Consider the following 12,598-nt stretch of genomic DNA (forward strand, 5'->3'; position numbering starts at 1 on the left):
AATTGTCCGTCGTTCATGATGGTCTTCATCCTCCCATCATGAACAGTCGCCGCCTTACTTCAGACTCATCTTGTATTAGAAATAAGCCCTCCCTTCAGACTCATCTTGCATTGGAATAGACTGAATCTGCACCTGCGCTCGGACTTATGGTATGATCGTCGGTCATTCTACAGTAAAGCACGCGCAAGGTAGACACAACTGCGCTCGCCATGCGATAGCTGCCAGCCTGTCTCGCCTACCATTTGTTCAGACCGGAAGGCATGCGTTCCAGTCACCTAAACCCAAATCCAGGCACACGGCTTCAGCCACTTGAAGATCCTCCTCCGTCGCCGGCCATCGACGTGCCATAAGAAGATTGAACGCCAGTGTGCCAGTGAGAATATGGTTTTCATGGAACTGCGGCGCGGCGGTAGCGAGCCGCCGCCAGTCTTCGCCGAGCGTGTGCCGGTCAAGTCCCTTGACCAGCAGTAATCCGGTTTCAGGCGTGCGTAATCCTACCAACAAGGCCGCCAGAGCTGATTTTCCACCGCCCGATGATCCCTCAAGCAAAACCCGTTCGCTGCTTTGAATCGTCAAATTAACCCCGCGCAGCACCGCCTCCCCTTGCGGACGATTAGCGGAGTTTCTTTTAGTGATTCAGTCATTTAAACATTTGCACTAAATTGTGAACCAGTTCGCAGAATAGGTAATTGACACTAAAAGCCATGCCCAATTAGTTGTAGTGTTACCTACGATTTCGCTCCGCAGAATGTGTGATGTCGGAGCTAATCTCTGGTGAAATGCTATTGAGAATGATTCGAGTAGGATAACTCCTTCATAGATAAAGTATGTCCAGAAAATTAATATTAGCTCTGGTAGCTATCCATAGCGCGATGAAGTTACGCACCACCGTCCTAGCATCGCTCGTGACGGCGCTGCTGCTGGTCGCACCCGCGTCCGCCAAGAATCAGGACTTCGTGCGAATATTTTCGAAGCTCACCGCGTTCGAGCCTTCCGACGTCGCGCTGGCGAATCACGGGGCGTGCACGCCCGCGCCGTGCGAGGGCACGAGCACGGGACCGATGGTCGACCTAAACGACCCGGACAACTCACCGCGCAACACCCCGGCTGGATTCACGTACTTCGGGCAGTTCGTGGACCACGACGTGACGCGCGACGAGAACCCGCTGCCAGCCACGACGTTCCCCATCGACCAGCTCAACAACGTACGCAACGCGAAGCTCGACCTGGACTCCGTGTATGGGCCGGGCAGCGTCCGCGACGGCGACAAGATGCGCATCGGTCCGGACGGCGGCGACCTGCCGCGCGGGTCGGATGGCCGGGCGCTGATCGCGGACTCGCGCAATGACGAGAACATGATCATCGCCCAATTGCACCTCGCGTTCCTGAAGTTCCACAACGCGATGGTCGACCTGGGCATGAACTTCGAGGATGCCCGCCGCGCGAGGATCAATCACTACCAGTGGGTCGTGACGCACGACTTCTTGCCACGGGTGCTGCACCCGGATTACGCGGACGCGGTGCTCAACGCGACGTCCAACAAGTTCTTCAAGCCGGGCAACCCGCACGACCCGAACCTGCCGATCGAGTGGGCGGTTGCGGGGTACCGGTTCGGTCACAGCATGGTGCGCCAAGCGTACCGCATGGTTGCTCCGGCGCCCACGGACCCGGCGCCGCCGTTCGTGCAGGTGTTCAACGGCACGGAGGGCGACCTTACGGGTGGCCGGCCGATCCCGGCCAACCGGCGCATCCACTGGCCGAACTTCGTGGAGGTCGATGGGTTCCCCGCGCCCATCAACATCAGCCGCAGGATCGACGCGCTCCTGTCCCGTGGGCTGTTCCGACTGCCGGTCCCGGCCGCGATCCCGGGCGGGCCGAACTCGCTCGCCAGCCGCAACATCATCCGCGCTAAGCGCTACCAGCTACCGTCCGGGCAGGCCGTCGCCATCACCCTCGGCGTCCCGGTTCTGACCAACGAGGAGGTCGGCATCAACGACCCGGCGTTCGGTGGTGAGGCACCGCTGTGGGTGTATCTTCTGGCAGAGGCCGGTGTCGACTACAACGGCGCGCACCTCGGCCCAGTCGGCAGCCTGCTCGTTAGCGAGGTGTTCGGCGGGATGCTTCAACTGGACAAGGATGGGATTCGCAAGACCGGTTGGACTCCGGACGGTGGCACCTTCACGCTAGGCGAGTTCCTGCGCGTTGCAGGCGTCGCATGAGAGGACAGAAAACGCCCCCCCCACGCTTTTGAAGGGGGGCTCTGTTGAGGATGGCCAAAGGGGCTGCCTTTGCAAGGGAGAATGAGAGTCTAACGCCTCGCTTGCGCGGTTGCCAAGTCGCCAGCCCACGAGCGTCGCGATGAACGACAGAACCGCGAGCACCACGCTGCGGTCATAGAGCGGGCGGACGCGTCTCACACGCCGGCACCACCCGGAGTTTTCTCGAGCGACTTCGAGCGTGATGGTAGCCCCGATCCTTGAGACGTCGGCCCAAACACTGACGCGCCAGAATACCGATCTCGATTTCGGCCATGTTAAGCCAACTGGCATGTTTGGGCGTATGGTGAAACTCCACCCGACGAAGAGCGCTGGCAGTATTGTGATCGAGCACCTCCTCGAAACTGGAGCGGAAATGCGTATTGAGGTTCCAGGACCAAGTGGACCTTGCTGGCGCCGCGTAGACCTCCTTGAGGAGTCGGCGTACGAAATTCACGAAGTCCACCTTCGTGCGACGGCCGGTTACTTCCACGACTCGCCTTGGCCCTTGGGTTCCACGGCCATAAACAGGTTGCAGGTAGGCATACCCCACACATCGCCCACCGGTAAGTGAAAGAGGAACGCGAAGCGTCGGAAAGCCAGGGCCAGGGATGGCCCTGCTTGGCGCGCCGAGGACGCAACGACAGCGTCGCCGGCCAGTCCCTAAGCCGCTTACCGCGTGATTCTCAAAACAGCGTAGCGTTGAAATCGCGCATCATCGCCCCTTGAAGATTGATCCCAGCACGCCGCGCAGGATCTGCCGGCCGAGGTTGCTTTCGATGCCGCGTGCCACGCTTTTGACCAAAGCATCGGCGGCGGTTTGCCCAATCCCACTCCGTCCTTTTGCACGGCGTGGTGACACACGTTCGGGGGACGGCCGGTCAGCGCGTGATTGGAGATGCTCATAGGCGGATTCGCGATCGACCACTTGTTCATAGTGCCCGTAGAGGGGGCTGGCCCGGAGGATGGCCGAGCGTTCTTCACTGCTCGCGGGTCCCATGCGGGAGGCGGGCGGGCGGATGCGCGTGCGCTGCACCATGCCGGGGACGCCGGTCTCATCGAGGAACGAGACCAAGGCCTCGCCGACCGCAAGCTCGGTGATGGCGGTACGGACATCGAACGCGGGATTGGCGCGGAAGGTTTCCGCGGCCGCGCGCACGGCCTTCTGATCGCGCGGGGTGAAGGCGCGCAGGGCGTGCTGAATGCGGTTACCTAACTGCCCCAGGACGCTTTCCGGGACATCGAGGGGGCTTTGCGAGATGAAATACACCCCCACCCCCTTAGACCGGATCAAGCGCACGACCTGTTCGACTTTCTCAATGAGGGCCTTGGGCGCCTCGTTGAACAGCAGGTGGGCCTCGTCAAAGAAGAATACTAGCTTCGGTTTTTCGAGATCACCGACCTCGGGAAGCTCTTCGAAAAGCTCCACAGCAACCACAACAAGAACGTGGCGTACAATCGCGGTTGCCGCATCAGGGAATCCGCGCGTAATAGGCTCACATACCCGCGGCCCTCGGGATCCGTGCGCATGAAATCGTGAATATCCAACGCTGGCTCGCCGAAAAGCCGATCCGCGCCTTCTTGTTCCAGGACCAGCAGGCCGCGCTGGATAGCTCCGAGCGAGGACTTGCCGACCGTGCCGTAAGTCGTCGTCAAGTTGGAAGCGTTCTCACCGACGAAATCCAGCATGGCACGCAAATCTTTGAGGTCGAGTAACAACAACCCTTCGTCGTCGGCGAGTTTGAAGGCGATGTTTAAAACACCCTCCTGGGCGCTGTTGAGCTGCAGGAGCCTGGTCAGCAAAAATGGCCCCATCTCCGAGATGGTGGTTCGCAGCGGGTGGCCTTGTTCGCCTGTGATGTCCCAGAAGATCGTCGGGAAGCCCCGCGGGGTATGATCGTCGAGACCCATGGTGCGGGCGCGTTCGGTAAGTTTGGGGTCGGCAGTACCGGGTTGGCTAGTCCCGGATAAATCACCTTTGACGTCGGCTAAAAAGATCGGCACGCCGCGGCTCGACAAGCCCTCGGCGAGGACCTTCACGGACACGGTCTTGCCGGTGCCGGTGGCGCCGGCGATCAATCCATGGCGATTCGCGAGCTGCAACAGAAGCTGTTGCGGTGTCTCGCCCTTGCCTACGAATACAGCGTTGTCGGAGTGCATGATGCTCGGTTCCCAGGTTGCGGATGGAAGGAGTCAAGGCCGTGGCCGCTTAGAATCATGCGCTATTCTACCTGGAACCCATGCGTGCGACGGAAGTGCCAAGGCTAGGGCTACGCGTTGCGACGCACAGCTCTACCATTGGCGCTCGCGAGCCAAATTTCCTATACTCGCTATGTAAGCCGGGATTGTCCCAGCGGGTCACAGCGCGAGGAGGATCTATGACCGATAAATGCAAGAATATCCTGATGGTTTACCCGAAGTTTCCGCCCACTTACTGGGGCTCGCAATACTACCTTCCGCTCATCGGCAAAAAGGCGGCGATGCCGCCATTGGGCCTGATCACGCTCGCCGCAATGACGCCGGCGGACTATCGGATCCGCTTGGTCGATTTGAACTGCGAATCCCTGCAAGAAAGCGATCTAGCGTGGGCCGATATGGTCTGTCTCTCGGCTATGCTGACCCAAAAGTCCTCGTTATTTGAGACCGCGGCGCGCTCCCGAGCCGCGGGGAAGCTGGTTGTATTTGGCGGCCCCTATCCGACGGCCTGTTCCGAGGAATGCACCCCCCATTGCGACGTGCAGGTTCTAAACGAGGGCGAAATCACCTGGCGCGAGTTCCTCCAAGACCTGGAACGGGGCACATATAAGAGCGTCTACACCACTCCCGACAAACCCGATGTCACAAAAACGCCGGTGCCGAGGTTTGATCTGCTCAATCTCGATTACTATGCGATGAATTCGGTGCAGTTCTCGCGGGGCTGTCCTTATCTATGTGAATTCTGCGACATCACGGTGATGTTCGGGCGCAAGCCGAGAACCAAGACCCCGCCGCAGATGATGAAGGAGCTGGAAGCGATCTACGACACCGGTTTCCGCGGCGTGATTTTCGTCGTCGACGATAACTTCATCGGTAACAAAAAAGAAGCCAAGAAACTCCTGGCGGCGCTCGCCGTGTGGAATGCCGAGCGCGGCCACCCCTTCTTCTATGGGACCGAGGTGACGGTGAATCTTGCCGATGACGCCGAGCTGCTGGATCTCCTGGTCAAGGCGAATTTTATCTGGGTCTTCATGGGCATCGAAACGCCCTCAGCGGACAGCCTGAAGGAAACGCGTAAGTTCCAAAATTTAAAGGGTTCCTTGGTCGAGCACGTGTGGCGCATCCAGCGAGCTGGTCTGTTGACCTATGGCTCGTTCATCGTCGGGTTCGACAGCGACACTGATGATATCTTCGCCCGTCAGATCGCGTTTATTACCGATGCGTCCATAGCGAACGCGATGATCGGCCCGCTCGTGGCGCTGCCCGGGACGCCGCTCTTCGCGCGCATGAAGCAAACCGGCCGCTTGATCGAAGAGCTTACGGGTGACGAAGAACGAACGCTCGGATCAGGATACACGAATATCGTGACGCGCATTCCCCGCAAGCAGCTCTTAGAGGGGCATCTGCGCGTGATCCGGACGCTCTACGAACCGGAGGCGTATTTTAAGCGCGCGCTCGAAATGTTCTCCCGCATGTCGCATCCGGCCACCGCGGCCGGCCGCTTGAAACGTCTCTTCTTCTTAACCGCTTCCGGGGTGCGCAATCTCGTCTCGAAGTTAGTTAACGGAAAAATTTCTCTGCGAACTATTTGGAGTCAATACCGGCAGCAACGACGCATCTATAAACAGTTCCCCGAGGACTACAAGAAAGCGAGTCAAGAATTCTCCCGGCGGGTTATACGCGAATACCCGGATCAGATTCCCTTTATCATGCACTACATCACGCTCGGTTATCACTACTACATGTTCACCTTCGATCATGCGGTGCCGGGACTAAACAAGCTTTTGGCGGACGAAGACCTCATCGCACGGGAGTCCGAACTCGAACGCGAAGCGTCGGCGGCCTGACGTCCGCAATCCGTGTGGCGAGCAAGTACGGCAAGTACGGATAGAAATCCGGGATCGGAATTTCCCCGTATTCGGCTGGCGCTTCATTCAGGCTGCGCTAAATAGCCACCTTGCAGGGCGGAACGCCGCATCGGGGAAACATTGCCCGTTGCGGAATCGTGTTGGATTTCCTATCCTTCTAGCCGTTTGCTGTGAGCCTTGCGGATAGATGCTGGCTTGGGCGGCCGCTGCGGCCTCATGGAGCGCCTCTACGATGACTGGTGGAGAGTGGATTCCGCGTCGCATCTTTGCAACTCGTCGAAGAGCGCGCGTATCGAGTCGTTATGGTTGAACTATCCGCCCCCCGGCGCACAGGCGGGAGTCCAAAATTTCCGTCATTCCCGCGGAGGCGGGAATCCAGGAAGGTTCACGAATGACTGGATTCCGGCTCGCCGCTTCGCTCCGGCCGGAATGACGGTTTTGCAGGATTTTCTCTTAAGTAAGTGGCATTCGGGCCAGATCTCTTGATGGGGTATGCAGCGGCGCCTGTGTCATCCCACGAATTCCTTCCTCATACGGGTTCCTCCCAGATTGGCTCTCCCGTGAGCGCCCGGCACACTTCGACCCCGGCGCGGAAGGCGTCTTCGTGGAAGCCGTACTTGAAATACGATCCGCAAAAATAGCTAAGGCCATTCTGGTTGAGCTTATGCAACTCCCGCTGGGCATTGATGGCGGGTAGATCAAAGATAGGATGCTCGTAGGTCAGCTCTTTGAGGATCTTCTTGTCGTTAACTCGGTCGATATCGCCGAAGGTCACGAAGTAATCCGCCGTCGCAGACATCTTTTGCAGAGTGTTCATGTGATAGGTCGTCGATGACCGTGGATTACGGTCGCGATCGTAGTGAACATAATAGTTCCAACCCGCCCAATGCCGCCGCTTGACCGGCATCAGGGACGCGTCGGTGTGCACGGCCACCAGGCTGCGATGATAGGTAAATTTACTCAGTAACTCCCGTTCCAAAGCGCTGGGGTCAGCGAGCATCGCGAGTGCCTGGTCGGCGTGACAAGCGAAGATGATGCGATCGAAGGTCTTAACCTCGCCGTGGCTGTCGCTGACTTCGACCGCCCCGTTCTTGCGCCTGACGCACGCGGCGCCGTGATTCGTGAGGATGCGATCTTTGAAAGGCGCTGTGATTTTCTCCACGTACGAGCGGCTTCCGTTGATGACGGTTCGCCAATGTTTGCGCCCTAGAGGGCCTTGCAGTGCGCCGTGGTGATACAGGAACTCGACCAGCGTGACTATCGGATAGTCCAACATTTTCTCCGGCGGCAGCGACCAGGTGACCGCGATGAACGGGATCAAGAAGCGATGCTGGAAGTCCTCACTGTAGTTTTTCTCCCGCACGTACCCGGCGATACTGTAGTCCCGGTACTTGCGGTCCTTGAGCACCTCCGGCGCATTGCGGTGGAATTTCACCATCTCAAAAAGCATCCTCAAAAAACGCCAACTCAGCAGGTTTTCGAGATCGCAAAAGCAATAGGTCAGGCCTCGGGTCATATACTGGAGGCCATCGGGATAGATCTGGAAGCTGAAGCTCATCGGACAGTACATGCTCGCTACGTTCAATTCGCTCAGCAGCCGCATAAACAGCGGATAGGCGGCGTTGTTGAACACGACGAAGGCGGTATCGAAGCGAACCGTTTCTCCGTTGTGCTCCACCGTGACGGAATTTGCGTGTCCGCCGACATAATCGTTCTTTTCGTACACCGTTACATCGAATCGATGGTGCAAGAAATGCCCGCACGCGAGTCCCGCCGGGCCGGTGCCGATGATAGCTACGCTGGATTTTGTCATCGTTGTTCTTATTTTTAGAGTAAGGTGGACGTAGGTTAAATACCCCGCCGCTTGCGACGTCCACACCCCGCAGGCCAAATATATTTGACTTTATGCCGCCCTCGCAACGGGGGTAACCACCCCGCAGGTTAAGCAGTACCTACACTTTTGAGGAAAAAGGGCGTTCAAAAATCCTATGCGTTCGCGATCGAATTCCCCAGCGATCCGAAAAGCATAGGCCCGGGCCGCCTGCAAGGCAGTGTACCCGTCCACGCGCTCGCCCTCGATCAGATCAAGGGGGTAGCGCCAGGGAGCTGTGGCATAATCTCCCCGGCGGGGCAAAATAGCGGAGCGCCTTTAGCTCCACATGCGCCCCCAGGATCTTAAGCTTGGCATTCGTTCATGCAACCGATTGCGGTAGAATCTGAAACACTCGAGCGATTCCGGCATCTCCTTTTCATGTTGCCGCCGCTGCTCCTGTACGCCCTGGCGGTCGTGCTGTTCGAGGCCAGTGCCGATCCCGACAAACCCTTCAGCCCTCTGCTCCTCGCAGCGGTGCAAGAGGCGGGTGTGCCGGGTGTCGAGCAGGCGTTGGCGGAGCTTAATGCGCGGCTCGTGTGGCTCGCCGCCGCGCTCCTCAGTATCGTGGTACCGCTGGTGGCGATGCTATATTGCATCGTGACCTTGCGCCGCTCGGTGGGACGAGGACAGCTCATTATCACCGCCGCAATCGGTGCCCTGCTCGGCGCTGCGATTCTAGGCCAACTGACATCCGGCGCTGGACAAGGGAGCGTTATGTACCAGCTCGTCTTCGGGTTTACCTACTCGATCCTGACGCACGCGGGAAGCTTCGGCGATGAGTATTTGCAAAAAGTTTATGTGATTATCGCCCTAATCAACGTGCTCGCCACGATCGCGCCGGTCTTTATTCTGATGACTACCTGCGCGACCGTGGCATCCCTTGCGATTGAGGACGATCCTGAGCATATGGCGGTGCGCGCGCGTCATCTCAAAGAGGTGATCGCCGTCGCGTCCGTGTTCCTGGTCGTCGGGGTGTTGCACATGAGTGTCTGGCTCGGGTGGGCATCGAGTTTATCGAGCGATCCCGGCCTGCAATCCGGGCTCTCGGGCGTGGCCTCATCCGTCTCGGCCTACTGGGGGGTAGCGTTCACCACAGTGCTGATCGGCGCCTATGTGCCCCCGGCCTTGTATCTGAACATGCGGGCACAGGCGCTCGTTAGAGAGATCGGTCAGGCGACGACGCCCGAGGAGGCGGAGCAGTGGCTCTCGGCGCGAGGTTTGTCGTTCAAGCTCAGCAACCAACTGACCCAGTACCTGAGCATCATTGCGCCTTTTCTTGCCGCGCCGTTGAGCGCGACCATGAGCTTCAACTAAGAACCCCCTGCAACAGCCATTGCGACCCCGTTTGCTTGGTCGCGTGCTTGCGCGTCACCATAATTCTGGCAATGCTCAGCAACTGTCGGGAGCCGTGCTCTCCTTGGGTCGCCTGCGGCGTCCACACCCCGCAGGCGAAATGTATTGGACTTTATGCCGTCCTCGCAACGGGGCAGGAAGATTTTGCCGCGCAACGAAGCGGGCGGGCTGCGCAGCAAATTTATTCACAAGCTCTCACATGCGCCGGCGATAGCGGCCGCCGACTTCATAGAGCGCCTGGGTGATCTGACCGAGCGAACAGTCACGCACGGTATCCATCAGCTCGGCGAAGGTATTGCCACCCGCATCGACCACCTGTTGCAGGCGCTTTAACGCTTGCGGGGCCTTATCGGCATGCTGCCGTTTGAAATATGCGACGGCTTCGATCTGCGCCCGCTTCTCCTCCGCGCTCGCGCGTACCAGGCGGCCTGCCGCGGCACGCGGCTCGGTGTCCTCGCGCACGAAGGTATTGACCCCGATGATCGCTAAGTCGCCGCCCTGTTTGCGGGACTCGTAGTACAGGCTTTCTTCCTGGATCTTCATGCGCTGATAGAGGGTTTCCATGGCCCCGAGCACGCCGCCGCGCTGAGATAAACGCGTAAACTCCTCGTAGACCGCCCCTTCGAGGCGATCGCTCAGCTCCTCGATGATAAAGGAGCCTTGCAAGGGATTCTCGTTGTAATTGAGACCGAACTCGCGGTTGATGATGAGTTGAATCGCGAGCGCCCGGCGGGCCGACTCCTCGGTCGGGGTCGTCACCGCCTCGTCGTAGGCATTCGTGTGCAGGCTATTGCAGTTATCGTAAATGGCATAGAGCGCCTGCAAGCTGGTGCGGATATCGTTGAACTCGATCTCGCGCGCATGCAGGCTGCGTCCCGAGGTCTGAACATGGTATTTGAGCATCTGGCTGCGCGGGGCCGCCCGGTAAATCTCCCGCAACGCTCGCGCCCAGATGCGCCGCGCGACCCGCCCGAGCACGGCATATTCCGGGTCCATGCCGTTACTGAAGAAGAAGCTCAGGTTGGGCGCGAATTGGTCGATCGCCATGCCCCGGCTCAGGTAATACTCGACTAAGGTAAAACCGTTCGCGAGCGTGAAGGCAAGTTGGGTGAGGGGATTGGCGCCGGCCTCGGCGATGTGGTAGCCGGAGACCGAGACGCTATAGTAATTGCGCACCCGGTGGGCGATAAAGAATTCCTGGATATCGCCCATCATGCGGAGCGCGAACTCGATGGCGAAGATGCACTCGTTTTGCGCCTGGTCTTCCTTCAAGATATCGGCTTGCACCGTGCCGCGTACTTTAGCCAAGGTGTCGGCGCGGATGCGCGCGTAGGTCTCGGGATCCAGCCATTGCCCGCCGCTCACTCCCAAAAGCCCGAGGCCCAAGCCGTCATGCCCTTGCGGCCGCGGGCCGCGATAACGCGGGCGCGGTAGATCCTGGTATAACGCCGCGATCCGCGTCTCCGCTTCCCGCCAGCGGCCCGACTCGCGCAGGTATTTTTCCACCTGTTGATCGATAGCCGCGTTCATGAAGCAGGCGAGCAGGATGGGCGCGGGACCGTTGATAGTCATCGATACCGATGTCGCGGGTGCGCACAGATCGAAGCCCGAGTATAGCTTTTTCACATCGTCCAAGGTCGCCACCGAAACCCCCGACATGCCCAGGCGCCCGTAGATATCGGGGCGCGTGTCCGGGTCTTCGCCGTAAAGCACGATCGGGTCGAAGGCGGTGGAGAGGCGCGTCGCTTTTTGCCCGGCGGCCAGATAGTGGAAGCGCCGGTTGGTGCGCTCGGGACCGCCCTCGCCCGCGAACATCCGCGTGGGCTCCTCGGTGCTGCGGCGATAGGGATAGACGCCGGCGGTGTAAGGGTAACGGCCGGGCAGGTTTTCCTTGAGCAAAAAGCGCAGCAGGCTGCCCCAGTCTTGGTAATGAGGCAGCGCCAACCTCGGAATGCGCAGATGGCTAAGGCTCTCGGTGGCGTTATCGCCGCTGATTTCGGCTCCGCGCACATTATAGGCGTAGCGGTCCTGCTGGGCCTGGGCGCGCACCTGGGGCCACTCATCGAGTGCGGCGAGCGCCTCGGGGCTTAACGTCGCTAAGACATCTTGGTAACAGCGGCGCAGCCGCACGAGGGCCTCATCACCGTTCGACTGGGCGAGATCGCCGGAGTAGGGCTTAAGAGGCGGCGGCAACTGCGGATCGGCCAGCGCTTGCAAGCTGAGATAATAACCACGGGCCTGGGAAGCCGCCCGGACCTGCTGTTCGATCGCCGCGGTCTCGGCCTGGCCCTGCTCGGCGATCTCCCCGAGATAGCGGCTCCGCCGTGACGGGATGAGCGGTTGCGTCCCCTGCGCCGGCGCGCGCTCACCCGCGAGTGGCGTCCACGGCTCCCGATCCCGGGATCGAATGCGATCGAGCTGCTCGCAAAGCGCATAAAATAAATGCGTCACGCCCGGATCATGGACCCGGCTCGCGACCGTGGGGTAGACCGGGACTTGGGCGTCCGGCAGAGTAAAGGCATTGCGATTGCGCCGCCATTGTTTGCGCACGTCCCGCAAAGCGTCTTCCGCCTCGCGCGCGTCGCATTTATTGAGCGCGATGAGATCGGCGTAGTCCAGCATCTGGATCTTCTCGAGCTGCGTGGGCCCGCCGTAGTCACTGGTCATGACGTAGAGCGAGACATCGGCGAGTCCCACGATCTCGGTGCCTCCTTGCCCCGCGCCGGCGGTCTCGATGATGATGAGATCGAAGTCCAATGACCTGAGAAAATCGACGCAATCGCCGAGGACTTCGTTGGTGGCCAGGTCCCGCCGCCGGGTGGCCATGGAACGCATAAAGACGCGGGGATCGGCGGCAAAGTTCATACGCAGGCGATCACCCAGCAAGGCCCCGCCGCTCTTCTGGCGCGTGGGATCGAGCGCGATGACCGCAATCGCGCGGGTCGGGAAACTGCGCAAGCAGTCACCGAGCAACTCGTCGATCACCGTGCTCTTGCCGGAACCGCCGCTGCCCGTGACGCCCAAGACCGGGACGCTCCGATCTTTGCGCTTGC

Annotated in this window: 6 protein-coding genes and 2 pseudogenes; 3 read left to right on the forward strand and 5 right to left on the reverse strand. The window is 59.8% G+C overall.

Annotated features, from left to right (window positions below):
* Positions 1 to 246 precede the first annotated feature (246 nt).
* Entirely contained in the window at positions 247 to 594 is a 348-nt protein-coding gene (locus M3436_15300; GenBank protein MDQ3565427.1) for an ATP-binding cassette domain-containing protein, read from the reverse strand.
* A 278-nt stretch (positions 595 to 872) separates the two neighbouring features.
* Between M3436_15300 and M3436_15305 the strand changes: the two genes are divergently transcribed.
* Entirely contained in the window at positions 873 to 2,219 is a 1,347-nt protein-coding gene (locus tag M3436_15305) for a hypothetical protein (protein MDQ3565428.1), read from the forward strand.
* Between the two features lie 253 nt (positions 2,220 to 2,472).
* On the opposite strand, the pseudogene M3436_15310 reads toward M3436_15305, so the two are convergent.
* Together M3436_15310 and M3436_15315 are read right to left on the reverse strand one after the other, a co-directional pair.
* Positions 2,473 to 2,712, reverse strand: a pseudogene (locus M3436_15310) (transposase).
* Between the two features lie 258 nt (positions 2,713 to 2,970).
* Positions 2,971 to 4,415 (reverse strand): annotated as a pseudogene (locus M3436_15315) (DUF853 domain-containing protein).
* A gap of 218 nt (positions 4,416 to 4,633) precedes the next feature.
* Here M3436_15315 and M3436_15320 point away from each other — a divergent pair.
* Entirely contained in the window at positions 4,634 to 6,298 is a 1,665-nt protein-coding gene (locus tag M3436_15320) for a B12-binding domain-containing radical SAM protein (protein ID MDQ3565429.1), read from the forward strand.
* 550 nt (positions 6,299 to 6,848) lie between these two features.
* Here the strand turns inward: M3436_15320 and M3436_15325 are convergent.
* Positions 6,849 to 8,132 (reverse strand): NAD(P)-binding protein, encoded by a 1,284-nt coding sequence (locus M3436_15325; GenBank protein ID MDQ3565430.1) that lies wholly within the window; start codon positions 8,130 to 8,132, stop codon positions 6,849 to 6,851.
* A gap of 381 nt (positions 8,133 to 8,513) precedes the next feature.
* Here M3436_15325 and M3436_15330 point away from each other — a divergent pair, with 381 nt between their 5' ends.
* Entirely contained in the window at positions 8,514 to 9,506 is a 993-nt protein-coding gene (locus tag M3436_15330; protein MDQ3565431.1) for a hypothetical protein, read from the forward strand.
* A gap of 234 nt (positions 9,507 to 9,740) precedes the next feature.
* Here the strand turns inward: M3436_15330 and M3436_15335 are convergent.
* Positions 9,741 to 12,598, reverse strand: a 2,858-nt coding sequence (locus tag M3436_15335) for a methylmalonyl-CoA mutase family protein (GenBank protein MDQ3565432.1), incomplete at its 5' end; no start/stop codon positions are given.

It is taken from the genome of Pseudomonadota bacterium, assembly GCA_030859565.1.
Classification (GTDB): Bacteria; Pseudomonadota; Gammaproteobacteria; order JACCXJ01; family JACCXJ01; genus USCg-Taylor.

Excerpts from the sequence above, each read along its gene's own strand:
- M3436_15305 (MDQ3565428.1), top strand. The coding sequence starts at position 873 with ATGAAGTTACGCACCACCGTCCTAGCATCGCTCGTGACGGCGCTGCTG.
- M3436_15320 (MDQ3565429.1), top strand. The coding sequence starts at position 4,634 with ATGACCGATAAATGCAAGAATATCCTGATGGTTTACCCGAAGTTTCCG.
- M3436_15325 (MDQ3565430.1), bottom strand. The coding sequence starts at position 8,132 with ATGACAAAATCCAGCGTAGCTATCATCGGCACCGGCCCGGCGGGACTC.
- M3436_15330 (MDQ3565431.1), top strand. The coding sequence starts at position 8,514 with ATGCAACCGATTGCGGTAGAATCTGAAACACTCGAGCGATTCCGGCAT.